Raw genomic sequence first — 24830 nt, 5'->3', positions numbered from 1 at the left:
ATGAACTTCATTTTACAATTTAGGGAGGATGATGGTAAAAGTAGTTCCTTTCCCTTTTTCACTAGTTAAATCTATTTTCCCTTGATGCATATCAACGATGGACTTGACGATGGACAAACCTAACCCCGTCCCTTCAACTGAACGTGCTCTAGAGGCATCCGCGCGGTAAAAACGGTCAAATATCCTTTCAATTTCCTGCTGATTTAAGCCCACGCCAGAATCTTTAATAACTATTACAACTTCTAACTCCAATTCAGACAATTTTATATCAATTGTACCGTTTTCTTGATTATACTTAATCGCATTTGTCAACAGATTTTCCCAAACAGAATAAAGTAAAGCTCGATCCCCTTTAACCGCGGCATCCGTAAGAGAATAACTCAGCATAATTTCTTTATCTAGAATACTCCATTCATATTGATGAATAACGGCTTTGAGTTGTTCTGCGATATTAACCGAGCTAACTTCCATTAAATCTTTTTTACTTTCAATCGTGGATAAAAGCATCAATTGTTTGGTCAAACTGGATAGTCGATTTACTTCGGAATGAACAACACGAAGATATTGTTGTTTCTCTTGATCACTTTTTTCACTATTCTCCAATAAAGCGAGATAGCCTTTTATATTGGCTAGTGGTGATTGGATATCATGAGAAATATTAGTCATTAGTTCTTTTCGTAACGTATCTACTTTGGCTAATTTCTGGGACATCCTAGTAAAACTGATCGCTAAATTTCCTAACTCATCGCTTCGGTCAATATCCAGTTTAATTGAAAAATTGCCTTCTGCAATTTCTCTTGTTGCCTTATTAAGCTTTCTAATCGGATTGACTAAATATTTGGTACTAATTAGAACAAATAGAATGCTTAATAAAATAGATATGATTAGCATCCATCCGAAAAGAATATGCATCTCATTAAACATAAGCTTAATATCTGGCCTGATGAACATGGCATATTTTTTACTTTTATACTCAAAAGCAATACCGACTGTATTCTTTAATTCATTTGCAAAAAAGCCAGTTACAAAGGTTTTATGAGGAAAAGAACGAATCCCATGGTATACCTCGCCATGCAATACTTTTTCAGGAATTCCCTCAGGTAAATTCTTTTCTCGAAAGGAAGAGCCAAAATACTCCTTATCCCCTTCATTATTAACCAAAAGAATTTGGTAACCGATTGCCCCGATATGGTCAAGATAATCCTGTAAACTAATCAAAGGGTGCTTACTTGCAAAGCCTGCTATTTCATTAGCAAAATTCATGATTTTCTCGTCATTTTGCTGTTTCAATTTGATTTGGTAATAAGCATTGGACAGAAAAAATGAAATAATCCCGCTGACGACCATGATCATAATCGTAATGAAGGCGAATTTACTATACAAAGATTTTATAATCATTATTTATTGAACCTCCAGGGAATAACCTACCCCTCTAATCGTTTTGATGGCAAATTCCTCGGTGAAATTCGAAAATCTTTCGCGCAATCGTTTTATATGGACGTCTACCGTTCTTTCATCACCTTCAAAATCAAGACCCCAAATTTTTTCAATTAGATGACCACGGCTAAATACTTGGTTTGGATGTGTAGATAGAAAAGTTAAAAGTTCAAATTCCTTTAATGGAAGAATGAAGGTCTTGTTATTGATTTTTACCTCATAGCTTTTTTTGTTTATGTACAAGGACCCAATCTTAATATTGGCTTCACCCGTTTTCCCATATCTTCTTAATAATGCATTCACCCTGAAAATCAACTCTTTTGGTTCAAACGGTTTAATTAAATAATCATCAGTTCCTGATTCAAATCCCTTTTCTTTGTCTTCAATTTGACTTTTGGCTGTTAGTAAGATGATCGGAATATCATACTGTTTCCGAATTTCAGTGGTTAAATGGTAGCCGTCCATGACAGGCATCATAATATCCACTATCGCTAAATCACAAAACTGATTATTTAATACCTCAAGTGCCGTCAACCCATTTTCCGATGCAATTACTTTAAATCCTTCTCTCATTAGCAAATCTTTAACAAGATTGCGGATGAACACATCATCATCAACAATTAAAATAGTCTTCAAACTAACACCTACTCACTTTTTAAACATATTTTCTTCACCTTATTCTACTTAAAGGATATTGTTTTGGAAAGAATAACCGATTAGGTAATTAGACAAACCAACAACTTTTATGTTAACATTAAGTTGTTGCATTAACACAAGACATATTAATTTTAGGGGGGAATGGAATTGATAGAATTTAAAAACATTGTTAAGAAGTATCGAACAAAAACAATTATTAATCCTTTTTCATTAGAAATTGAGGCTGGACAGTTAGTTGTTTTTATCGGACCAAGTGGCTGTGGGAAAACCACTTTACTGAAAATGATTAATAAATTGATTCAGCCAACTTCAGGAAAAATTTATGTAAATGGGACGGACATCTCGACCATAAATCCGATTGAGCTCCGCAGAAACATTGGCTATGTCATTCAAAATACTGGTTTATTTCCACATATGTCCATTAAGGAAAATTTAGAATTGATTCCAAAGCTAAAGGGTGAAGATCCCACTGCGATTGCCCAAAAAACAGGTGAATTGCTAGAGTTGGTCGGCTTAGACCCTAAGGAGTTCTTACATCGTTTTCCGAAGGAATTGAGCGGGGGACAACAGCAAAGAATTGGCGTGGCAAGAGCCTTCTCAACAAACTCCGATATCATTTTAATGGATGAACCATTTAGCGCCTTAGATCCAGTTACAAGAAGCTCCCTTCAAGATGAACTCTTCCAGATGCAAAAGGAATTAAACAAGACGATTATTTTCGTCACCCACGATATGGACGAAGCTATTAAAATAGCAGATAAGATTTGCATTCTAAAAGATGGTGATATTCTCCAATATGATACGCCTGAAAACATTCTTAAAAATCCTGCTAATGACTTTGTTGAAGAATTTATTGGAAAAAGAAGAGTTTGGAATAATCCTGAATTATTAATGGCCGAGGATATTATGATTCCTAACCCAGTAAAAATTACCGCAAGGCGAACCGTACTTCAGGCCATTGAGATTATGAAGGACCATAAGGTTGACAGCCTAATAGTTACTGACAAACATAATGTCCTTAAGGGTTTAGTGACATTAAAAAGCATCCAGTTGTTAAATCGAACGACGTCGATTGAAATGATTATGGAACAAAATGTTCTTTCCGTTTCACAGGGTGCCAATTTAATTTCTGTGTTAGCTACAATGAATGAACATAAAATCGGTTATGTACCTGTTGTGAATAGTCATAACCAATTAATTGGTCTCATTACAAGGAGTAGTATTCTATCTGCATTAAGCAGCCAACTAATTGATTTGGAGGTGGCCTTTTAATGAGTGGATTTTGGAACTATTTAACCACAAACTATGAGCAGATTTTAAGTTTACTTGGCCAGCATCTTTACTTAAGTGTGATTTCTGTATTAGTAGCGATTATAATTGGGATTCCGCTCGGTATATTAATTTCAAGAGAACCAAAGCTCTCAAAACCTATTATTGGAACTACGAATGTGATTCAAGCTGTACCGAGTTTGGCATTACTTGGATTTCTCATCCCATTCGTTGGAATCGGCAGTACCCCAGCGATTATCATGGTCGTTCTATATTCGCTGCTTCCCATCGTTAAAAACACTTACACTGGTTTAACGAATATTGATGGAGACATTCTGGAAGCCGCCAGAGGTATCGGTCTGACCAAGAGTCAAACGATGAGAAAGGTTCAGTTACCACTAGCCTTCCCGATGATTATGGCGGGTATCAGAATTTCAGCGGTTACCGCTGTTGGATTAATGACCATTGCAGCCTTCATCGGTGCAGGCGGACTTGGGTATCTCGTATTTTCTGGTGTGCAAACAGTTGACAATTATATGATTTTGGCCGGAGCTATTCCAGCCTGTATTCTTGCACTTCTCATTGATTTTATTGTCGGAAAACTCGAATCCTCACTTTCTTATACAAGCAAGCAAAGATCAGCAAAAAAGACTGGTAAAACCACTAAAAAAATAATGATTAGTATGGCCTGTATTTTGTTAATCATTGCAGGGACTTTTACTGCTTATTCAAAGGCAAACGCAAAGGATAAAATTGTAATTGGTTCAAAAAATTTCAGCGAACAAATGATATTAGGTAATATGCTCGCTGATTTAATAGAAAATAAGACTGATATTCAAGTAGAAAGAAAACTAAATCTTGGTGGTAGTCAGGTTGCCTTCAGTGCCCTTAAAAATGGGGACATTGACATGTATGTTGAATATACGGGGACAGGATTAATTAATATCTTAAAGAAGAAGCCACAGAGTGATCCGGACATCGTCTACGATATTGTCCAGAAGGAATTTAAGCAAAAATATGGTTTTGAATTGTTAAAACCGCTTGGATTTAATAACACCTATGCCTTAGCAATTCGTCAAGACACCGCAAAAAAATATGGTTTAAAGACGATTTCTGATTTAGCAAAGGTAAGCTCGGAATTAACCATGGGTCCGACGATCGAATTTCCAAATCGCGAGGACGGATTAATCGGACTTTCCCAAAAGTATAATTTGAAATTTAAAGACGTAAAAGCCATTGACGGCGGGTTACGCTATACTGCATTAAACAACCATAAAAGTGATGTCATCGATGCCTTTTCGACGGACGGGTTACTTGAAGAGTTTAAATTGAAGGTATTAGAGGATGATAAAAACTTCTTCCCTCCTTACTATGCCGTACCTATGTTAAAAGAAGAAACATTAAAAGAACATCCAGAATTAAGAAAAGTTATTAATTCTTTATCTGGTAAGTTGACGGATGAAAAAATGCGCGAACTCAACTATAAGGTCGACAGTCTCAAACAGTCACCTGCCAAAGTCGCAAAAGAATTTTTGGAAACAGAAGGATTATTAGAATAATTACAAAAGGAAAAGCCGGTCTTCGAAACCGGCTTTTCCGCATATTTCATACCCTTTTTACTCTTCCATAAAGTGTAGCACCCGGTCATGAGTTTCTTCAGCACCTATGATAAGCAGGACATCCCCTTCAAGAATTACCGCATAAGGTCCCGGTGAGATAATTAATTCACCTTTCCGTTTCATGCCAATCACGGTTCCCCCGGTATTTTGCCAAAACTTCAATTCCGAAATAGTTTGTCCTATATGAATACAGCCTGGAAAAACTTCTACCTCGATTGGCGCCAATGGGTTCGTGTGACGAAGCTTTCCAGAGTAGTCCATGATTTTTCTAAGCGTGTCAAACAGCTGCTCATCCAGCTTGTCTCTTTCAGAAATCAGTGAGTTCATTTGCTTTTCAAGATCTTTAATACTTGCGATGTTGGAAAACCGTTGAATATATTTATAGGCATTTTCCCGAGAAGATATGACGATTCCACTACCTTTAGTGGATTGGACAATCTCGACATCCTCTAGAATCTTAATCGCTCTTCTAACAGTTTCAGGAGAAACCTTGTACTCACTTGCTAACGTGGATCTGCCATGAATCTTTTCCCCTACCTTAAATTTCCCATCGTAGATTCTATTTGCTAAATCTATCGCAATTCGCTCGTAAGTTGGTATTTGTGCCTTTTGCATAGCTTCCTCCGCCATCTATTCTTTACCTGAGTCTGTACATAATTATAGTAATTGCTACTTATCAAATATACTCTTTTCCATGTGTATATGCGAGAACAAATATTTCATTTCCACTCAGTTTAACTTTCCATGATTTCATTTGTATTTATTGGACATAATTGTAAGGAATCTTGTTTACTGGGGTGAAGTATTTGAAACGGAAAGTAATTATCCTTTTAAGTGTTGTTTTTATTCTATTAATGTCTGCCTTATTTGTTTATTACCTTATTAAAGGGGATTCCTCGAGATGGCAAGTAGCACTTGGCGGCATTCTTGTGAGTGGATTGCCCCTCCTACTAATATTTAAGAAAAAGAATCCATTTAACCTCCCAATTATAATCGGCTATTATATGTTTATTTTCTGTACATTATTTTTAGGATCGATCGCGAGTCTTTACCTTCATTATAAATGGTGGGACTCTACCATTCATATTTTAAAGGGTATGTATGTAGCTTTTGTTGGTATAACTTTATTTAAATTATTCATCCCGAAAGATGTGCGGAATGATGCTTCAAGATGGATTTTATTTCTTTTTGTTCTTTCACTCTCAGTCCTAGCAAGTGCACTTTGGGAGATCTATGAGTTTGTGGGGGATCAAACGTTTACTCACACCATGCAAAGAGGCGGAAATAAAGATACAATGTATGACTTACTCTGTGGATTTGCGGGGGGACTCCTAGTCTCCTTTTACGCCTTTGTGCGAAAGCCTAAAGTATGAGAGGAGGAAATTTATGAATCGAAAGCTTGTCATCATTTTCAGTTTAATCTATGTCATTTTTATGGCAGCATTAGCCGTCTACTACTTTTCAAACGATGTAACCTTTAAAGGAACAGTTGCCATTGGAGGAATTGTTTGTGGAGCAGTCCCGTTATTATTGGCCTTATTTACTAAACTCCAATTCAATTTGCCCATTGTCATTTCTTATTTAATTTTCTTAGTCGGTTCACAATATCTCGGTTCCATATTAGGCTGGTATGGACTCGGTTGGTGGGACACCTTTATGCATGTGGTTAGTGGAGCCATCCTTGCTTTTTCTGGAATTGCTTTATATGAAAGATTGGTCCATCGAAATGCGGGAGATAAGATATCGCCGTGGTTTGTATTTTTATTTACGTTATCCTTTGCAGCACTCGGTGGAGTACTATGGGAAATTTATGAATTTAGCTCTGACCAATTTTTTGATATGACCTTACAAGGCGGCGGAAATAAAGATACGATGACGGATTTAATTGCTGATACAATTGGCGGACTGGTTATTGCAATGTGGGCTGGGATTCGAACAAGGATTAAGTTAAAAAAGGAGCGATAGAAAAAGGTACTCGTTTTTGACGTACCTTTTTACTATGCTTAAAATTAAACCGTTACTGCGACAAAAAATTCCTCATAAAGTGCTTGAACCGCTCTTTTTTCATCTACTACTTTAACCCCAAACATCATGCTCACCTCAGATGAACCTTGGTTAATCATTTCGATATTAATACGAGCTTTCGCCAATGCTTTGGAGGCTCTTGCCATTGTTCCTACATTATGGCGCATGCCCTCTCCGACAACCATAATGAGAGCTAGGCTATGTTCAAATTTCACTTGATCGGCATGTAATTCAGTTTCAATCCGTTCTTTAATCGCCTTTTCTGTTTCTGCATCCATTTGATTTTCACGGAGGATAACAGAAACATCATCAATTCCAGAAGGCGTATGTTCATAGGATAGTCCGAAGTCCTCTAAGATACTTAAAAGCTTGCGGCCAAAACCTACCTCTCTATTCATTAAGTATTTGCTTACATATATACTACAAAAACCTTGATCACTTGCAATTCCAATAACAGGCCCATTCGTATTGTCTCGCTCATAAACAATCCTCGTTCCTGCTGCACTTGGATTGTTTGTATTTTTGATTTGAACAGGTATTCCCGCTCTGAATGCTGGAACAAGTGCTTCATCATGTAAGACGGTAAATCCTGCATATGAAAGTTCGCGCATTTCACGGTAGGTCAGTTCCTTTATTTCCTTCGGCTTTCTTACGATCGAAGGGTTCACAGAATAAACAGCATCTACATCCGTAAAGTTCTCATATAAGTCTGCTTTCAGTGCATTTGCAAGGATTGAACCAGTTATATCGGACCCACTTCGCGAAAAGGTAAAAACCTCTCCTTGTTTGCTATATCCAAAGAATCCAGGGAAAATTAAAATCCCAGAACGCTCGTGCAGCGAATATAACTGACTATAGGCTTCTGGTAGTGCTTGAGCATTGCCAGGCTCATCACTGACGAGGAGACCGGCTTCTTTAGGGTCAACATAATAGGCCTCAACCCCCTGCTCCTGGAAATAAGCCGCTACCAATTTGGCGTGATTATCCTCACCGCTCGCTTTTAATAAATCCAGAAACCGATCCGGTTTTGTTTTGTCGCTACTCAACCTCTTTGTTAAATCGTCATGAATTTCGTTAATAATTTCTAAAGGTAGGGATAATTCTTCGGCGATAGTGGAATATCTATCGATGACTGCATCAAATTTTTCCCTTGGATTTTTATTTTGCAAACATAACTCTCCACATTCAATTAATAAATCAGTCACCTTGTTATCTTCCGAAAACCTTTTTCCTGGCGCAGATACTACAACTACCTTGCGCTCGGAATCTGAAACAACTATCTTAAATACCTTCTCAATTTGTTTTCCGGATGCTAACGAGGACCCGCCAAACTTTACGACCTTCATCCCTACATCTCCCTAATATCTAAAAATATAATTTTAATTTTAACGATATTCAGAAAATAATCAAGTTATTTCTTTTACACAAAGACATTTGTACACCACCAGTGGACAATGAGATTAAAAAAAACAGTAGATTTCCGCTCGAAATCCACTGTTTTAGATGTTCGTTTACAAATGTTTTGTTTTTTCCACCCAATCGATAAAGTTATTCATCACAGTATCTAGGAATCCAAGTGTAGGTTCATGTGTTAATTTCCCGGCTTCATCCACTTTTTCATGGACAGCATTGATAAATACTTCATTTCCAGGAAGCGTTAATGCTCCCATAGCAGCTAATATTTGTCTAAGATTAACCTGTGCTCTTACCGTTCCAAGAACACCTGGTGTGGCGCCAACAATCATTACTGGTTTTTTCATCATTACTTTATCCACTCGCGAAAACCAATCAAGTGCATTTTTCAAAAATGCAGGAATGGCATGATTATATTCTGGAGTGGCAATTAATACACCATCACTTGCTGCCACTATTTTTTTGATATGAATCACAACTTCTGCTGGTGTTAACTCATCATCCTGGTTGTACATTGGAAGGCCTTCGATCGGTAATATCTCAATTTCAACTTTTTCGAGATAACGTTCCTTCAGTAATTCTACCAGCTTTTTATTAATAGATTGCTTTCTATTACTGCCAACGATTGCTACGATTTTCATAAAAATAAACTCCTTATCCTTGAATTTCAAGCTGCAATATAACTATAATCATTGTTTCTTAAAATAACCAAGGATATGCTCTTATAGATACTAACGAATAAGTTCAATAAAATGGGAAAGAATCTTAGCGGTTAATCCCCAAATTACTTTTCCTTGATACCGGTAGAAATATTCATCGACCCCTCGAGTCCGCCAATTATAATTCTCCCCGCCGACAATTAGGTCAAAGGGAAAATTCTCTTCAGGTTCTGGCCTAAATTCAATATGATATATCTCTGGCTCATTATTTATAAAAAAAGATAGCGGTACAGTAAAAATCTCCCCGACTTCTGATGGATTTGGAACGATCCTATTCGGATGTTTAATGTATCCAACAAAAGGATAGATAATCATTCCAAATGGTGAAATCATATAATCTAGTGGGTTAATGTCTGCTATTTGCTCTTTGTTAATTCCTAATTCCTCAACCGTTTCTCGGATAGCTGCATCTTTTTCATCGATATCCTGTGCGTCAATTCTCCCCCCTGGAAAACATATTTCTCCAGGCTGCCTCCTTAGTTCTAGGGAACGAACCTCTAACAACACGTGAATTTCATCCTCTTTTTCAATGAGTGGTACCATGACAGCATATTTTGAAAATTTCTCACTTCCAAGAATTTTAGGAGTATGGCTTTTTAATTTAGTTACTATTGATTCCAGTTCCATGATTTCACCTCTATTCATTTACAATTTTTTCTTATTACCACCATACCACTTTTTACCTTAGATTAAAAAAACAATCCAACTAGTATTACGTTGGATTGTTCTGGAAAAATCATTAATCCTACTTTTCATACCAAGAATACATATAGTTGGCATCTTCTATTTTTTGTGCGGTTTTTACGATTTTTAGAGGATGAAAGGTGTCGATCATAACGGCCAGTTCAAGCGTTTCCTTTTTTCCAATACTCGCTTCCGTTTTTCCAGGATGAGGTCCATGTGGGATCCCGCCTGGATGAAGCGTGATGGAACCCTCCTGTACTCCTTTACGACTCATAAAATTTCCTTCCACATAATAAAGAAGTTCATCACTGTTAACGTTACTATGATAATAGGGAGCAGGAATCGATTCTGGATGATAATCATATAGCCTCGGGACAAATGAGCAAACGACAAAATTATTACCTTCAAAGGTTTGATGGACGGGTGGCGGCTGATGGACTCTTCCTGTGATTGGTTCAAAATCCTCGATGTTAAAGGCCCATGGATATAAATATCCATCCCAACCCACAACATCAAGTGGATGATGTCCTATAATATGCGAGGATATCTTCCCTCTTGATTTCGTTAAAACTTCAAATTCACCCTTTTCATCAAATGTCGTCAATTCTTCCGGTCCACGAAGGTCTCTTTCACAAAATGGGCTATGCTCTAAAAGTTGACCATATTCATTTCGGTATCGTCTTGGTGTTGTTATTTGGCTGAAGGATTCAACAAACAACATTTTCGTTTCTTCATTTTCGTTCGGGATCACACGGTAAATGGAACCAATCGGAATAATAAGATAATCACCTGGACTGTAAGAAAGGTTCCCAAACATTGTTTCTAGTTTTCCTGAGCCATAGTGGATAAAAAGCATTTCATCGCCATCACCATTCCGATAAAAACTTGGCATCGCCATCGTCACATTGGCCGTTCCAATTAATAAATCTTGATTCCCCAAAATATATTCCCGTGCATTTAAAGCGTCCCCTTTGTTTGCTACTTTACTTGTAAAAAAGTGGCGGTGTTTGAGCGGCTGCTGGTCTTCATATTCGGGTAAGTAGTTGCCGACCATTTCTGCCTTCACCACTTCTGTAGGCATATATTGATGATACAAAATAGATTGGGTTCCAGAGAATCCACGAGTCCCCATTACCTGCTCTCTGTAAAGACTCCCATCTTCCTTTTTAAACATCGTATGCCGTTTGTGAGGAATCTTACCCATTTGACGGTAATACATCTTCTCACCTCTCTTCAGCGATTATTTCATTCTGTAACACTCCAAGATGATCAATCTCTAATTCGACTTGATCATCAGGCATTAACCAGCGATGGACCTTGTCTCCAAGCTCAAGAATACATCCTGTACCAACTGTTCCTGAACCAATCATCTCTCCAGGGTATAAAGTCACGCCAGCAGAAGCCCTCTCAATCATCTCAGCAAAGGAATAATATAAGTCTTTCATATTCCCCTTGGAAAGAAGAACCCCATTGACACGGGCTTTCATCGAAAGATTGAAGCCCTTCCCTAATTTAAATGGTTCTAACTCATCTTTTGTGACAATCCACGGTCCAATCGATGTCGAGAAATCCTTCCCCTTTGCGGGCCCCAGTCCAACCTTCATTTCCTTCCTTTGTAGGTCTCTTGCGCTCCAATCATTTAAAATACAATAGCCAAAAATATACTTATCTGCCTCATCTGCGGAAATATTTCTTCCTTCTTTGCCAATAATGCATGCGATCTCCAGTTCATAATCAAGCCAGTTACAATTTACAGGCTTGATTATTTCCTCTCCTGGTCCCTTAATTGCAAGATGATTGGAAAAGTAAAAGACAGGGATTTCGTACCATTCTGGAATCATCTCGAGGCCCCTATTCTCCCTCGCTGTTTTCACATGCTGCTCAAATGCATAAAAATCACGAAAACTCCTCGGAATAGGTAGTGGTGCCTTTAAACAAAGTTGATTCAATGGATAAACGCCTTTTTGTCCCTTTGTAAATGGGGTTAAACTAGCCACTGTTTCCAGATTGGCGGCACTATTTTCAAGAAAAGCTAATAGATTACTTGGCAGCCCCCCGCCTGATGCCTCATACATATCAATGGCATGGTCTTGGTCAAGTAACCAGCCTGCTCGGATTGTCCCATCCATTTTTTCAAAAGTAACGAATTTCACGACACTCACCTTTTCTCCATTTTTCGATCCATTTCAAACATTTTAGCTAACGGGTCAGTATAGATGTTCCCAGCCATCCGTCCAATTGGCTTCAACTTGGCACTATCAATTCGCCCTTTATTAAATAGTTCATCATTGACATGGACATGAACCACTTTTCCAATCACAAGGCTTCCTGCCCCAGGCTTATCACCAAAATGTAATACCTGCTCTAGTTCACATTCTAAATGGACGAGAGATTCCTTGATACGCGGCACACTCACTTCTATACTTGGTTCTTTGGTTAAACCCACTTCTGCTATTTCGTCGATATCCGGGCTGAATTCAATCGCACAGTCATTCATTTGCTCAGCCATACTAAAACTCACAATATTAATGACAAATTGACCTGTGCTTTCTATATTTACAAGAGTATCTTTCTTAGCCCCATCCGTTCCTCTTCTCATCGGTGAAAAACAGATGAGCATGGGGTCCGCACAAATCGCTGTAAAAAAACTAAATGGTGCTGCATTAGCAGTCCCATTTCCATCTATGGTCGAAACAAAGGCAATTGGACGGGGAAGGATGGAACCAACTAATAGTTTATATGCCTCTCTCCATTCCAGTGTTTTTGGCGAGATCTCTATAACATTCACCCCTTACAGGTTAACTTTTAAAAAAAGGGAGTAATATCTCTCCCTTTTCCAACTCCACTCTATACTTTTGCCCCTTTAAACCCTTGCTATTTATATTAGAGATTTCCTCGTCTTTCCTGCTCCCGTTCAATTGACTCAAATAAAGCTTTAAAGTTTCCTTCACCAAAACCACGTGCCCCTTTTCGTTGAATAATTTCAACAAATAATGTCGGACGGTCTACGATTGGTTTTGTAAAAATTTGCAGTAAATACCCCTCATCATCACGGTCTACTAAAATATTTAGTTCGCGAAGCTTTTCAATTTCTTCATCAATTTTACCGATGCGTTCACCTAAGGATTCATAATATGCTGGTGGAGTATTTAGGAATTCTACCCCGTTCTCCTTTAAAATAGCGACAGTTGATACAATATCTTCTGTTAATATCGCCAAATGCTGGACACCCGGACCATTGTAGAATTCTAGATATTCCTGAATTTGTGATTTGCGTTTTCCGACCGCCGGTTCATTGATAGGGAATTTAATCCGCCCTCCGTTATGCATGACCTTTGACATTAGAGCTGAGTATTCCGTCGTGATGTCCTTGTCAGAGAAATGTTTCATTTCCTTAAAGCCCATTACCTTAGCGTAATATTCGACCCACTCCTCCATCCTCTCCACGTTACCCACTACATGATCGATCCCAATTAACCCGGCATCTTTAATCGGAAGTGGCGCCGAGTATGCGACATATCCGGGTAAAAATGCTCCTTGATAATTTTTCCGTTCAATTAACGTATGGATGGTATCCCCATATGTACCAAGAACGGCTTTTTTAATCACACCTGCTTCATCCTTGATTTCAGATGGGGCAGCAATCACAATGGCACCTCTTTTCACTGCCTCTTCAAAAGCTTTCTCGACATTATCGACTAACAGGGCTATGTCCTTCACACCGTCACCGTGTTTTTTTACAAATTGGGAAACTTCACTGTCTTCGGTATAGGAGCCTGTTAAGACGAGGCGAATATTCCGTTGCTTTAAACAGTAGGAAGCGGTTTCACGATTGCCAGTTTCAAGACCAGCGTAAGCTACTGGTTGAAATCCAAAGGCAGTGCAAAAAAAGTGACATGCCTGCTTGGAATTCCCTGTGTAAATTTCAATATAATCAACATCTCGAACGGGGAAAAAATCATCAACCAATTGGTCTGCCCTTACTCTATTTTCTTTCATTTAGAAACCCCCATCAGTTTAAAAGTAATAATATTCTGAATTAATTCTAAATGAAAGAATCTTGTCCTTTCAAGGATGGGAAGTAAAGCAATAACGCTTTTTTGTACTAAAGTAATTTAGATATCTTTGAATTATTTCCCAAAATACAAAAAGAAACTTGCCCAAAACAGGCAGTTTCTCCTTTAATGATATTGGAAATACTTTTTATAAAAGCAAATCTAAAATAGACACTCAAAAAAAATTTTTTCCCATTAGGAAAGAATGGCACGATCACTTGACATTTGTACCCCACGTATCCTTTTAAACTCCATCAGTAAACCTTCAATTGTTAATTGTTTCTTATTTTCCTCATTGACCTCTAAAATAATTTGGCCCTTATCCATCATGATTAATCGATTGCCTAAATCAATGGCTTGCTGCATGTTATGAGTAACCATTAATGTGGTCAGTTTATATTTGTCAACAATTTCTCTCGTTAAGTTCGTAATTAATTCCGCTCTTGATGGGTCAAGTGCTGCCGTATGTTCATCAAGAAGGAGGATGGAAGGCTCTGTGAAGGTAGCCATTAACAGGGATAGTGCTTGACGTTCTCCCCCGGATAACAAGCCTACCTTTGCACTTAGGCGGTTCTCGAGGCCCAGATGCAGGGATTCCAATACCTCACGAAAATAATCACGTCGCTTTTTTGTAACTCCTTGTCGAAGTGTTCTCATTTTATTCCGAGAATAAGCCATGGCAAGATTTTCTTCAATCGTCATACTTGGAGCCGTACCGGCCATTGGATCCTGAAAAACACGTCCGATCATTTTTGACCGTTTAAACTCTGACATATTAGTGACATTTTTTTCGCCAATCTGTACTTCCCCTACATCCGGGATTAATACACCTGAAATGATATTCATTAAGGTTGATTTCCCCGCCCCGTTACTGCCAATTACCGTTACGAAATCACCAGGCTGAAGGGTTAGGTTCACATGATCAATGGCGATTTTTTCATCAGGTGTCCCTTCATTAAATATCTTATGAATCTGATTTAATTGTAACATGATTGTCCCCCTTCACTTGGCCAGAAGTCTGCAAGATGTTTGATCTCTCAGATCTTCTGCGGGCTTTCCGCTTTCTCTCTTTGGAACTTTCAATAATCTTTGGAGTAGTAAGAGCAAGAATAACAATGAGAGCAGTAATCAGCTTCATATCACCAGGATCCAAGAAATCCACTCGTAATGCTAAGGTAACAACAATTCGATAAATAATCGATCCGCCAATAACAGCGAGAGTGGTCCTAGCAATCGTTTTTGTACCAAATAAGGCTTCACCAATAATAACGGAGGCTAGGCCAATCACAATCATCCCAATCCCCATACCCACATCTGCAAATCCACCTTGCTGGGCGATCAGAGCACCTGAGAAAGCTACAAGAGCATTTGAAAGACCTAAGCCAAGCACAACAAGGAGGTTGGTATTAGCAGAAAGGCTGCGAATCATCCGTTTATTATCTCCCGTAGCCCTGACGGCAAGCCCTATTTCGGTTTTCAAAAACAGATCGGTAAAGAATTTAATCACAAATGTTACGATAATCATAAAAATAAGAATTCCCCATGTTTCCGGCAAGCTGTCGCCAAGACCCACCATGGAGAGAATGTTATTTAAAAATGAATCAATTCCTGTCTTTTCAAAAAATTCACTAATTTTCGTAAAAGCTGTATCTGTATTTAATAATGGGATATTTGAGCGTCCCATGATTCGAAGATTTATTGAATAAAGTGCAATCATCATTAAAATTCCGGATAGCAAGTTATTAATCTTTCCAAATGTATGGAGAAGACCTGTCATACATCCAGCTGCAAAACCGGCGAATAACGCCATGATTGTTGCTAAAAATGGATCGGTTCCATTCGCAATCATTACAGCTGAAATTGCTGCCCCCGTCACAAAACTCCCATCCACCGTTAAATCTGGAAAATCCAGAATACGAAAGGAAAGATAGACGCCTAGTGCCATAATCGCATAGATAATACCTGCTTCAAATGATCCAAATATGGCTGTAAACATTGAGATCATCCTTTCTTTAAATCATTAAGCCTGCTTCTAAGATGCAATAACCTATTTTCAAGCTAATGTTTGGTTCATGGATGGAGCCTTCAAACGAAGGCTCCATTCATGATCAATATTATTTTATTTACCTTCGAAAAACTCGCCTAAACTTTTCCAAGCTTCATTTACTGTTAAGCCTTGAGCTTCAGCAGCCTTCGTATTAATGACAAGTTTTAAGCTGTTTGGAAGTTCTACTGGAATTTCAGATACCTTCTTCTTCCCGCTTAAAATATCAGCAGCCATTAAACCAGATTGATAGCCAAGATCGAAATAGCTGAACCCGCTGGCAGCAACGGCTCCTTTTTTCATGGAATCAAGTTCACCAACGAAAAGTGGAATTTTTTTGCTGTTTGCAACGGCAATAACCGTATCAAGAGCAGTAACTACGGTATTGTCAGTTGGAACATAAATCGCATCAACACGGCCAACTAATGATTCAGCTGCCTGCTTCACTTCTGCTGTAGTTGAAACAGATACTTCAACAAGTTTAGCACCCTTCTCTTCAGCAATTTTCTTAACTTCTTTCACCTGAACCACTGAATTTTGTTCACCAGAGTTATAGATCACACCAATATTTTTTGCTTTCACTTCGTCCGTAATAAAGCTAATTGTTTTTTTCGTTGCTTCTGGATGGTTATCGGTTGTACCCGTAATGTTTTTCCCTGGTTTATCAAAAGCCTCTACCAAACCTGCACCTACAGGATCTGTCACCGATGTAAAGATAATCGGAATATCCTTTGTTGCATTCAATGCTGCCGTTGCACTTGGAGTGGCATTAGCAAAAATTAAATCCACTTTGTCACCGACAAAATTATTGGCAATTGTTTGAGTGTTGTTCATATCTGCCTGAGCATTTTGTTCATCATAGCTTACCTTAATCCCTTTATCCTTTAAGGCTTTTTTAAAGCCTTCTGTCGCAGCGTCTAGAGATGGGTGTGGGGCAAACTGGGTAATTCCAACTTTGAACTCCTTATCCGCTCCTTCTTTTTCAGAACCCCCTGCTTTTTCTTTACTTCCGCAGCCTGCAAGCAACATCATTCCTGCTAAGGCAATCGACAATGCTTTAACTTTTTTCTTCATCTAGCTAAATCCCCCTTAAATAATAAAATACTAATTTTCATAAAATTTAATATATTAAAAATTATTCTAGTATTTTTTTGCACGAAAAGCAATAGAAATGCGTAAAATATTTTTTCGCTTTAAAGCAGCATAAATTAATAGGAATTCTTGACATTATTAAAAAACTTTATTTTCTTTTTAAACAACAAAAAATGCCTTCTTTTAAATGGAAGGCATTCTAGAAAACTATCTGGATAATATTATTTTTACCAATCACGGGTATTTTCAAGTAAGAGGTCAATTTCAACTTTTTTCATTTTATTGTTGCTTTTCTCAGATGTTAGATTTGACGTTGCTTCTAGTAATTTGTCGATATCAATGATCACGGTTCCCATTTCTAACCTCCTGAATTTAGTAAGTTTTTTGTTTGATAGATAATTCGACTATTCCACCAAAATAATGGGGGTACTTTCTCAAATCAATCAAAAAAATATGAAAAGTACTATTACTTATTTGTTTATAAATAGTGAAAGTATGATATATTTCACTAATTTTTCATAAAAAGGTAAATCCAGCCAATAATTTGACTGGATTTTATTAACTAAATTTCCACTTTACTAAATACTGTTTTTTTCATTTCTGTTTGTTTATTACCTTCACTGAAAAAATACTTCATCATTGGGGGTGTAACGATGGTAGTAATTAGTACTACTACCACTAAAACAGCAAATAATTCCTGACTGATTAATTTTGTCTCCAAACCAATCGAGGCAATAATTAAGGCAACTTCTCCACGTGAAACCATAGCAGCTCCAATTCCAAGTGAACTCTTCCAGGAAAAATGAGCTATTTTTGCTCCCATTGCAGCACCGATTAACTTGGTTAAAATGGCTAGGATGCTAAAACCGATAATTAGCCCGAAATTTTTCGATATTCCGTCAAAGCTTACTGCCACCCCTATCGAGGTAAAAAATATAGGTACAAAAATGGAATAGCTGATCGTTTCCACTTTCTCAAATATTTTAAGTTTATATTCTGTTTGACTAATAGCAACACCAGCGATGTACGCCCCTATAATTGCCGCAACACCTGTTATTTCAGCTGCATAGGCAAACAGGAAGCAAATGATTAATGCACCCGTGACGAGCGGCTCTGTGACCTTTAATGGAGCAAATTTCTTTAAAACCCATGGAACCACCTTCCAAGCTACTAAAATCGCAACCATGAAAAAGAGGACCTTTTTAATAATCATCATGCTTAAATTCACTTCTCCACCGGCCATACTCATTAAAAAGGCCAGGGCGACAATCACAAGAACATCATCAATGACGGCAGCCCCTAAAATCGCGGTCCCTTCTTTAGATTTCATCTTATTTAACTCTTTAAGTGCTTGAACGGAAATACTTACACTTGTTGCAGAAAGTAATAATCCTAAAAATAAGGCTTCAAATGTTGTCATATTCATCAAAATTCCTGCTAAGTAACCTGAAACTAAAGGAACAATGATCCCACTGATTCCAACGAAGGTTGATGCCTTCCACGTGCGTTTAAATTCATTTAAATCAGTCTCCATACCTGCTATAAACATTAACAAAATGACACCAATTTGGCTTAGGTCTGCCAATGTTTTCGTATCTGAAACGAGGCCTAACACAGCTGGACCTAAAATAACCCCTATTAACAACTTCCCTAGAACCGAGGGCTGACCTAATTTAACGCAAATATCCCCAGCAATCTTAGAGGCAAATAAAATAATCGCTAATTCAAAAAATAATTCCATACAATCACCTTTCCTTCGTAAAAAATTAAAGGGTCTGCTTAAAAAAATCAGACCCTTTTTGGGAGAAAACAAAAAAAGCCTGTCAACCACGGGACATAGATATCCCTTGGTGACAGGCTCCTCCAAAAACAATAAATAATTTTTTTAATTATTACTATTATAACTAACATTATGTTTTTATTCAATGGAAATTAATTGCAGTCGTCTTTCCCCTTTAGTCCCACTTTTTCATTTTATCAATTACTTTTTCCTTGAAACTGGTAATAAAGGTCGATTCACCTTTATTTACTTTTTGCTTATTCCATTCATTAAAGCTTGCTACGGTAATCAAGATAAGACCAGCAATTAATAAATAGAACCACCAAGGCATATTCCCCCAGTATGGTCTAGTTTGCAGAAAGACATTTAATAATAATACACCAGCCCCAACAAAGAAATAGGATTTAATTTGCAGGAACATACCTGCCATCATTGCTACCAATGAAAGTGTTCCTAAAATGATTGCATCATAAATCGTGTTGCTTGCTAAACCATCTTGGATTAATAATAGGGATACGATTATTAGGACTCCCCATTGAACAGCCTTCGTAATATCAGAATATCTTCCCTTTAAACAACGTCGAATGAAAATGATTAGAATTATAAACGGAAGGACAATCATTTCACGTTCCCATAATGACGGAATATGAAGCATAGCGATTATGGAATAGTATGGTTGTAACAAATAGGCTCCACCAAGTATTGTCAAAAGGACAGAGAACCTGGCAGGCACCCTTTTCCTTTGCAGCAAAAAGGAAGCTGAAATAAGCAATCCTGGCAGTGCCTGACACCAGATGTATTGATTCTCGAAGCTGTACATAAAAGCGAAAAACATGAATGAAACTAGGGTAAATCCATCGAATTTTGTTTGCTGAATGTTCGGTCCATATTCAACTAGCTTTTTATAAACGAATTGGCCAATAATCAAAAGAACAATCCCTAAGCCGCCAGACAGAATCATTTTATCGAGTTCATCTAATTCACCAAGATAAGAGTATTCAATCGTTGCAATAAATGCTAAGAGTAATGGGATGACCCCTAGAAGATCCCATTTGATTTTATGCATATAAAACAGTGTCCCAACAATATAGGCAAGCGTGACAAGATACGGCAGCAAATCAAACGGATAGGTAATTAATGTAAACACAATTCCGATTGTTGAAAATGGCACGAAATAATAAGCTGTCCGTTTCTTAAATTCATCCTTAGCGAAAAATGCAAATAGAAGAATGAAACCGCTAGTGATTGGGAACTCATAATTTCCAAAATATCGATTGATTAATTGATCTAACCCAGTTGAAACAATAAAGTAGAGGGACGTAAAGCTCCCATAAAGAAAAACTTTTATCTTCCATTCTACCTTAGTAAACTTTGTACTAAAAGCATATACAAACACTGCCAAGATAAAGCTATAAATCGAGTCTGTCTGATAGGCAAACCATGTGAAGAATAGCGCTAGTGGATAAATGCTGTGTCCAACCCATGCAAAGGCAATGGAAAGATTCAAGTCATTTTTCTGATTGAGATAAGCGATTAGAAGCATGACCACTGCACTTGTTGAAGCAATTAGTGAATTAATTGTATGACTTAATGAAAATATAAGCCTAATAGCTTGGATAATAGAAAAATACGTAAGCAGTACTGAGATACTTACAATAAAAGGAACCCACTTCGTCCCAACTTTTTTATATAAATAAAAATACATGGCGATTCCAACCAACAAAACAAGCGGCTGAACCCATAAATGGTTAATCGGACTTAGCAAAGCATGGAAAATGGCAAACGTATAGAGTACCTGTGAGGTATATAACGATATACTACCTAATTCCTTTTCCCCAACTTTTTTCCATACAAAACCACATAATAAAACCATGATTGCCCCAGCGGCAAAATTTATTGCATAACCATATTCATTAAGATAAACAGAAAAATTTGTATTAATTTCTTCTCCATAAGCTACGATGGAAAGACCAAGTAAACCAGGAATACTCCATAAAGCGGCTTCCTGAAGATAAATCCGTGTTTCCTTCTTATACAGTAGAAAGGCAACAACCACCAATAGTAATAACATAACGCCTAGTTCCCACCATAATAACCAAGAAATTGCAGACAAAATTGCAAGCACCATTATCGATAAGCCGACATCTCTGGAGGCAGTCTGAATGATCTTTACGTACTTTGAAAGTAGCTCAATGCCTAACCCAAAATATAGGATAAAACCTGCTAAAGACAACTGAAGAGAAAAATTGACCATCTCGAAAGGCTGGCTTACTAATGCAATCGTTTCATAAATGCCAGAAGCTGCAAAAACTGCGCTTAAATAAGGAAATAATCGTCTAGAACCTTGAGAGGATAAATAAATAAAGTTAACTGCAATGATAAAATAAGCAATCATAAGCACAATCGATGGATTGCCTGCACGAAGGAGAATTCCTTCCAGGCTAATGTAAATAAACGCTAAACCTGAGATTACTGCACTTGTATATTGGAAGACTTTATTTAATGTGAATTTATCATCCATTGCCTTTGGAACGAATACAATCCCAAATCCAATTAATGCATAAACAATCGCCCCAAAACTATCGAGGAAGCTATGCTCAATTAATTGATAGGCACCATAAACGATCATGGCACTAAATATGAAATGATATTCTTTTCGACCGCTCACATACATCATTGATAAATAAATAATCGCTGTTAACAGCAGGTTGAAGCTGTATAAGACCTCATTATCGTATAAAAAAAGCATAAATAAGGTACAAAGAACAAGATTTACTTGGACGTACGGAATAAATTCATACGTAAATAATTTGAATGATTCCTTGTGTTTCAACTGATGATATACAAAAATAAAGATAGCATTAAAAACCATCAAACCTAGGTAAAAGAAATCAATTTTCAGATGGAAGCTGGCTAAGAGAAAGGCAGTTCCTATGCTTATCGAGACATAGGTAAACCAAACAAATAATCTAGAAACTAAGTTCTTTGCAAAAACATAGTAAACAATTATTGGCAGCAAACTCCCGAGCGTTCCGAGTAGGTAACGTCCCTCCCCGGATATTGATAAATATGGTCCTAATAACCCAAACCATCCAAGCGATAGGATAAAAATTGGCAAAAACAAACTTCCAAGAACAATGAAGGCAAAGGCCGTCTTTTCAATTTTTAATATTTTCTTCGTTAAAAAAGCAATACCGTAAAATAATAAGGCAACAATTGCTATTGATCCACTTTTCATGAAACTTGTCATTGATTCCCAATTACTCGTCGCAACAAACAATCCACCAATTAATAAAAAGATTACCCCAATGTTTAATAACCAGGTAATATTCCTTTCACGGATTTCTTCTGGTGTTAACGTTTTTTTCACTTTTTGCGGTTTTGGCGGTGCAGCTTTTTTAATTGGCGTATTATTTTCAGTGGATGGGGGTTTTGCCTCCATTTCTAATAAATCCATATGATATTGATAATGTGCCCTTGCTACCGTGTCGACAATTGCCTCAGAAAGGTACCCTTCTTCACGTAAAGTGAATAACTCTTTTCTAAAAATTTTCCTCTGCTCTTCTCTTATATTCGAATCCATGAAATCTCCCCACAATCATACCAAAATGGCGATCATACAAAATTTTCCTCTATAGTGTAATTTTACACCATTACTAAATATTTTCAATATATTCTCAAAAAAACATGTTACTATGCAACACTTTTTTTAAAGATTTTACGTTTGGGTAAAATATCTGTATGATGTAAGAGGATTTACTTAAATAGACGGAGGAAACTATGCTTACATATAATGAAAAATTAGCGATTATCGAATCATTTTCAGAGTTGGAACGAAAGAATGTTTCACTTGGACGAGTCAATTTTCAGTTCGAAGGCAGTATCTCTGATAAGAAGAACATTGTTTATCACTTACACCCAAATGGGAATGGATTTGTTTATGCTGGACAGTTGGACAATTATGATACAGATGAAAAAGGAATGGTCAATATACGTGAGTTCTCCGAAGAACAACTCCGTAAATTGTTAAAACAAACGATTCAATCCCTATCATCAGTCGAAAAAACGGCTGCTGAAGAAGCCATTATTGGAGATTCAAAAGAGGAGCGCTGGGTGGATAGTGAAAATAATGCCCTGATTCTAGTTGAAGAAAATGAATCCTGGAATATCTATTATGGGTTAAACCTTGATGCTACCTTTGATACCTATGAGGAAGCTGAGGCGTTTTTGCAAGAAGAAGGCTTTACAAGGAAGTAATTTGATTTAAGAAAAGCGCAAGCGCCCTGTTCAGCGGCGTATGGCCTGGAGCGCTCCAACTGAGATAAAGGAANNAGAGCGAAGGACACTAGCCGCTAGGGCGCTGGAGCTGGACAATTTTCAAGGTCGAAATTTATACTTTCTTATCTTTAAACAAAGGCGGTGCATTTGCACCGCCTTTTCTTTATTCACCTATTTTGTCGATCCATTCGTCTAGGCGGATAATGCTTTGTTTTGCACGTTCATATTCAATGGTTCTGTAATGGTGCATGCCGCCTTCTTCCTCATCCTTTTCGTCGGCCCATTTAACAATTTGTTGTAATGGTGTCCGAACGATATCGTTTGATGGTAGAAAGGAGTCAGTATGAAATAAAATGGCAAGTGCAATCGTCTTAGCTTTGATTGGATTTTCACCAAGACGAATCAGGAGCTTGTGAGCCCGCTCAGCCCCTTTAATTGGGTGAATGTCATTTTGTTTGTATAAGTCATAATCCCATTTTCCATTTTTATACCATGTATAATGCCCCATGTCATGGAGGAGCCCTGCTTTTGCAGCAATGTCAACATCCAGTTGATGCTCCTTCCCTAATTGAAAGGCATGGTAGGCTACAGCAATCGCATGGGCAAGACCAGAACGGTTCAAATATTTTTGGGCAATATGATGTTCAAATATATTCAATAAGGTAACGTCTCTCATGCGATCTCTCCTAACTTTTTCAAAATAATATATTTCATTTATTATATGATAACAAATGATACATGGCTATTTTTTTATATAAAAAAAACAGAAGGCATTCGAGGGCCCGCCGCTCTTTTAAACAAATGATATTAGCGTTTTGACTTTCTGTACCCTTCATCCTGCGCTTCTTTTTCTGAACAAAACCAAACGATGTTGTCGGTGGTGGAGTCGTAAAAACTACCGCCGGGTACATGATAGATATGAGAATTTGCATTCCCTTTGATCTTCCCTTTACAATCTAAGTTTGATTCTTGATCATCAATTGGGTTATTTTGATAGTTGTTCCCTGAAGATGCTTTTGAATTTGTACCTGTTTCTTCCGTTTTTTTGACATTTTCAGTATTATACCCATCCTCTTGAGCATAATTTTCAATCGACCAGATTCCTACACCTTTTTCTTGTGCTTTCTTTTGAATCGCATAAAATTCATCAACATATTGGGTGTTCGGAGCATAAATATAGGCCACACGAGCAAGGCCTTTTTCCAACAGCATTTCATTAAACATTTTTCCATTAACATAAATATAGGCAAGTAGGCGCCCATATTTATCACGTCCGTCTCCAATTCCAGGTTCAATTTCAACTTTAGTACCAACGGAGAGAATTTCCTTTGTATACTCGGAGGCTTCTGGTCCAAATGGCTGTACCCCTAAGCGGGGATGATGTGTCTCAGGTGTATCCACACAGAGCATTCTTACCTTTTCTATCTTCCCTTTAAGGTTAACATTAATAGTATCACCATCGACATTCTTGACGATAGTTGCGGGAAGTAATTTCTTATTACCGGTTTTCGATTGAGGTACTTCTGTTTGAGAGAGTGAAGGTGTCTTTGGATCGCTCGTTTCATTCGTATGAACTTCATTGTTTTTTACAACAGAGGAAGTTTTAGAGTCACTTTTCTGTATAGATGGTTCGCTACTAGAACACCCTGAGAGAATGATAGGAATAATTACGATAAACGATATTATTAATTGGAGAATTCTGTTGTTCATAGATAGTGCCCCTTTAAATTATTTACTTTATCTATTGTAACAAAATAA

Annotated in this window: 23 protein-coding genes; 5 read left to right on the top strand and 18 right to left on the bottom strand. The window is 37.5% G+C overall.

Translation table 11 applies throughout. The features are described from left to right. Nucleotides 1-12: 12 nt before the first annotated feature. Together COE25_RS06320 and COE25_RS06315 are read right to left on the bottom strand one after the other, a co-directional pair. Nucleotides 13-1398, bottom strand: coding sequence for a HAMP domain-containing sensor histidine kinase (locus tag COE25_RS06320; protein WP_180247423.1), 1386 nt, complete (start codon nt 1396-1398; stop codon nt 13-15). Between the two features lie 3 nt (nt 1399-1401). Next, complete coding sequence (locus COE25_RS06315; protein ID WP_098931878.1) at nt 1402-2073, bottom strand: response regulator transcription factor; 672 nt, start codon at nt 2071-2073, stop codon at nt 1402-1404. Between the two features lie 168 nt (nt 2074-2241). Here COE25_RS06315 and COE25_RS06310 point away from each other — a divergent pair, with 168 nt between their 5' ends. Continuing rightward, nucleotides 2242-3366: an ABC transporter ATP-binding protein gene (locus COE25_RS06310; RefSeq protein WP_088088579.1), complete on the top strand. Its 1125-nt coding sequence runs from the start codon at nt 2242-2244 to the stop codon at nt 3364-3366. Continuing rightward, nucleotides 3366-4922 carry an ABC transporter permease/substrate-binding protein gene (locus COE25_RS06305; protein ID WP_088088580.1) on the top strand — a complete coding sequence of 519 codons (1557 nt, stop codon included), beginning with the start codon at nt 3366-3368 and terminating at the stop codon, nt 4920-4922. The genes COE25_RS06310 and COE25_RS06305 overlap by 1 nt, the downstream gene beginning before the upstream one ends. A 57-nt stretch (nt 4923-4979) precedes the next feature. Here COE25_RS06305 and COE25_RS06300 read toward each other — a convergent pair whose 3' ends face one another. Continuing rightward, on the bottom strand, nt 4980-5597 hold the full coding sequence (locus COE25_RS06300; protein ID WP_088090513.1) for a GntR family transcriptional regulator: 618 nt from the start codon (nt 5595-5597) through the stop codon (nt 4980-4982). Between the two features lie 191 nt (nt 5598-5788). Between COE25_RS06300 and COE25_RS06295 the strand changes: the two genes are divergently transcribed. Both COE25_RS06295 and COE25_RS06290 read left to right on the top strand, forming a co-directional pair. Then, nucleotides 5789-6355 (top strand): DUF2238 domain-containing protein, encoded by a 567-nt coding sequence (locus tag COE25_RS06295; protein ID WP_098931876.1) that lies wholly within the window; start codon nt 5789-5791, stop codon nt 6353-6355. A gap of 13 nt (nt 6356-6368) precedes the next feature. Further along, entirely contained in the window at nt 6369-6947 is a 579-nt protein-coding gene (locus COE25_RS06290) for a DUF2238 domain-containing protein (protein ID WP_098931874.1), read from the top strand. A gap of 44 nt (nt 6948-6991) precedes the next feature. On the opposite strand, the gene COE25_RS06285 is transcribed toward COE25_RS06290, so the two are convergent. From COE25_RS06285 to COE25_RS06230, 13 genes are all read right to left on the bottom strand, one after another. After that, nucleotides 6992-8353, bottom strand: coding sequence for an aspartate kinase (locus COE25_RS06285; protein ID WP_088088583.1), 1362 nt, complete (start codon nt 8351-8353; stop codon nt 6992-6994). 165 nt (nt 8354-8518) lie between these two features. Then, nucleotides 8519-9061, bottom strand: coding sequence for an NADPH-dependent FMN reductase (locus tag COE25_RS06280; protein ID WP_088088584.1), 543 nt, complete (start codon nt 9059-9061; stop codon nt 8519-8521). Between the two features lie 90 nt (nt 9062-9151). Continuing rightward, the gene (locus COE25_RS06275) at nt 9152-9766 is read right to left on the bottom strand and encodes an NUDIX hydrolase (protein WP_098931872.1); all 615 of its coding nucleotides are present in this window, start codon (nt 9764-9766) and stop codon (nt 9152-9154) included. Between the two features lie 118 nt (nt 9767-9884). Continuing rightward, on the bottom strand, nt 9885-11042 hold the full coding sequence (locus COE25_RS06270) for a homogentisate 1,2-dioxygenase (RefSeq protein WP_088088586.1): 1158 nt from the start codon (nt 11040-11042) through the stop codon (nt 9885-9887). Nucleotides 11043-11046: 4 nt separating this feature from the next. Further along, complete coding sequence (locus COE25_RS06265; RefSeq protein WP_098931998.1) at nt 11047-11976, bottom strand: fumarylacetoacetate hydrolase family protein; 930 nt, start codon at nt 11974-11976, stop codon at nt 11047-11049. Nucleotides 11977-11981: 5 nt separating this feature from the next. Continuing rightward, entirely contained in the window at nt 11982-12602 is a 621-nt protein-coding gene (locus tag COE25_RS06260; RefSeq protein ID WP_098931996.1) for a flavin reductase family protein, read from the bottom strand. A 104-nt stretch (nt 12603-12706) separates the two neighbouring features. Further along, nucleotides 12707-13822: a 4-hydroxyphenylpyruvate dioxygenase gene (hppD, locus tag COE25_RS06255; protein ID WP_098931870.1), complete on the bottom strand. Its 1116-nt coding sequence runs from the start codon at nt 13820-13822 to the stop codon at nt 12707-12709. Between the two features lie 251 nt (nt 13823-14073). Then, entirely contained in the window at nt 14074-14868 is a 795-nt protein-coding gene (locus COE25_RS06250) for an ABC transporter ATP-binding protein (protein WP_088088588.1), read from the bottom strand. Then, a complete protein-coding gene (locus tag COE25_RS06245; protein ID WP_098931868.1) occupies nt 14843-15874 on the bottom strand; it encodes an ABC transporter permease in 1032 nt (343 codons plus the stop codon). Before COE25_RS06245 ends, COE25_RS06250 begins: the two co-directional genes overlap by 26 nt. Nucleotides 15875-15997: 123 nt before the next feature. Further along, nucleotides 15998-16996: an ABC transporter substrate-binding protein gene (locus COE25_RS06240; protein WP_088088590.1), complete on the bottom strand. Its 999-nt coding sequence runs from the start codon at nt 16994-16996 to the stop codon at nt 15998-16000. Between the two features lie 245 nt (nt 16997-17241). Then, on the bottom strand, nt 17242-17370 hold the full coding sequence (locus COE25_RS31385; RefSeq protein WP_256942446.1) for a hypothetical protein: 129 nt from the start codon (nt 17368-17370) through the stop codon (nt 17242-17244). Between the two features lie 206 nt (nt 17371-17576). Next, a complete protein-coding gene (locus COE25_RS06235) occupies nt 17577-18755 on the bottom strand; it encodes a cation:proton antiporter (RefSeq protein WP_098931866.1) in 1179 nt (392 codons plus the stop codon). A gap of 214 nt (nt 18756-18969) precedes the next feature. Next, nucleotides 18970-22377, bottom strand: coding sequence for a hypothetical protein (locus COE25_RS06230; protein WP_098931864.1), 3408 nt, complete (start codon nt 22375-22377; stop codon nt 18970-18972). 197 nt (nt 22378-22574) lie between these two features. Between COE25_RS06230 and COE25_RS06225 the strand changes: the two genes are divergently transcribed. Further along, on the top strand, nt 22575-23051 hold the full coding sequence (locus tag COE25_RS06225; protein WP_098931862.1) for a hypothetical protein: 477 nt from the start codon (nt 22575-22577) through the stop codon (nt 23049-23051). 184 nt (nt 23052-23235) lie between these two features. Here the strand turns inward: COE25_RS06225 and COE25_RS06220 are convergent, their stop codons facing one another. Together COE25_RS06220 and COE25_RS06215 are read right to left on the bottom strand one after the other, a co-directional pair. Next, nucleotides 23236-23748, bottom strand: a complete 513-nt coding sequence (locus tag COE25_RS06220) for an HD domain-containing protein (protein ID WP_098931860.1) — start codon at nt 23746-23748, stop codon at nt 23236-23238. A gap of 131 nt (nt 23749-23879) precedes the next feature. Next, complete coding sequence (locus tag COE25_RS06215) at nt 23880-24782, bottom strand: thermonuclease family protein (RefSeq protein ID WP_098931859.1); 903 nt, start codon at nt 24780-24782, stop codon at nt 23880-23882. Nucleotides 24783-24830 lie beyond the last annotated feature (48 nt).

The organism is Bacillus sp. AFS031507, from assembly GCF_002584635.1.
Taxonomy (GTDB): Bacteria; Bacillota; Bacilli; order Bacillales; family Cytobacillaceae; genus Neobacillus.
The sequence above is the reverse complement of the archived record's forward strand: the minus strand, read 5'-3'. Positions and strand labels throughout refer to the sequence as shown.

What these genes read in the sequence shown, in the direction of transcription:
- COE25_RS06320 (WP_180247423.1), bottom strand. Translation starts at nt 1,398, where the DNA reads ATGATTATAAAATCTTTGTATAGTAAATTCGCCTTCATTACGATTATG.
- COE25_RS06305 (WP_088088580.1), top strand. Translation starts at nt 3,366, where the DNA reads ATGAGTGGATTTTGGAACTATTTAACCACAAACTATGAGCAGATTTTA.
- COE25_RS06300 (WP_088090513.1), bottom strand. Translation starts at nt 5,597, where the DNA reads ATGCAAAAGGCACAAATACCAACTTACGAGCGAATTGCGATAGATTTA.
- COE25_RS06290 (WP_098931874.1), top strand. Translation starts at nt 6,369, where the DNA reads ATGAATCGAAAGCTTGTCATCATTTTCAGTTTAATCTATGTCATTTTT.
- COE25_RS06285 (WP_088088583.1), bottom strand. Translation starts at nt 8,353, where the DNA reads ATGAAGGTCGTAAAGTTTGGCGGGTCCTCGTTAGCATCCGGAAAACAA.
- COE25_RS06280 (WP_088088584.1), bottom strand. Translation starts at nt 9,061, where the DNA reads ATGAAAATCGTAGCAATCGTTGGCAGTAATAGAAAGCAATCTATTAAT.
- COE25_RS06275 (WP_098931872.1), bottom strand. Translation starts at nt 9,766, where the DNA reads ATGGAACTGGAATCAATAGTAACTAAATTAAAAAGCCATACTCCTAAA.
- COE25_RS06270 (WP_088088586.1), bottom strand. Translation starts at nt 11,042, where the DNA reads ATGTATTACCGTCAAATGGGTAAGATTCCTCACAAACGGCATACGATG.
- hppD (WP_098931870.1), bottom strand. Translation starts at nt 13,822, where the DNA reads ATGAAAGAAAATAGAGTAAGGGCAGACCAATTGGTTGATGATTTTTTC.
- COE25_RS06250 (WP_088088588.1), bottom strand. Translation starts at nt 14,868, where the DNA reads ATGTTACAATTAAATCAGATTCATAAGATATTTAATGAAGGGACACCT.
- COE25_RS06245 (WP_098931868.1), bottom strand. Translation starts at nt 15,874, where the DNA reads ATGTTTACAGCCATATTTGGATCATTTGAAGCAGGTATTATCTATGCG.
- COE25_RS06240 (WP_088088590.1), bottom strand. Translation starts at nt 16,996, where the DNA reads ATGAAGAAAAAAGTTAAAGCATTGTCGATTGCCTTAGCAGGAATGATG.
- COE25_RS31385 (WP_256942446.1), bottom strand. Translation starts at nt 17,370, where the DNA reads ATGGGAACCGTGATCATTGATATCGACAAATTACTAGAAGCAACGTCA.
- COE25_RS06235 (WP_098931866.1), bottom strand. Translation starts at nt 18,755, where the DNA reads ATGGAATTATTTTTTGAATTAGCGATTATTTTATTTGCCTCTAAGATT.
- COE25_RS06230 (WP_098931864.1), bottom strand. Translation starts at nt 22,377, where the DNA reads ATGGATTCGAATATAAGAGAAGAGCAGAGGAAAATTTTTAGAAAAGAG.
- COE25_RS06225 (WP_098931862.1), top strand. Translation starts at nt 22,575, where the DNA reads ATGCTTACATATAATGAAAAATTAGCGATTATCGAATCATTTTCAGAG.
- COE25_RS06220 (WP_098931860.1), bottom strand. Translation starts at nt 23,748, where the DNA reads ATGAGAGACGTTACCTTATTGAATATATTTGAACATCATATTGCCCAA.
- COE25_RS06215 (WP_098931859.1), bottom strand. Translation starts at nt 24,782, where the DNA reads ATGAACAACAGAATTCTCCAATTAATAATATCGTTTATCGTAATTATT.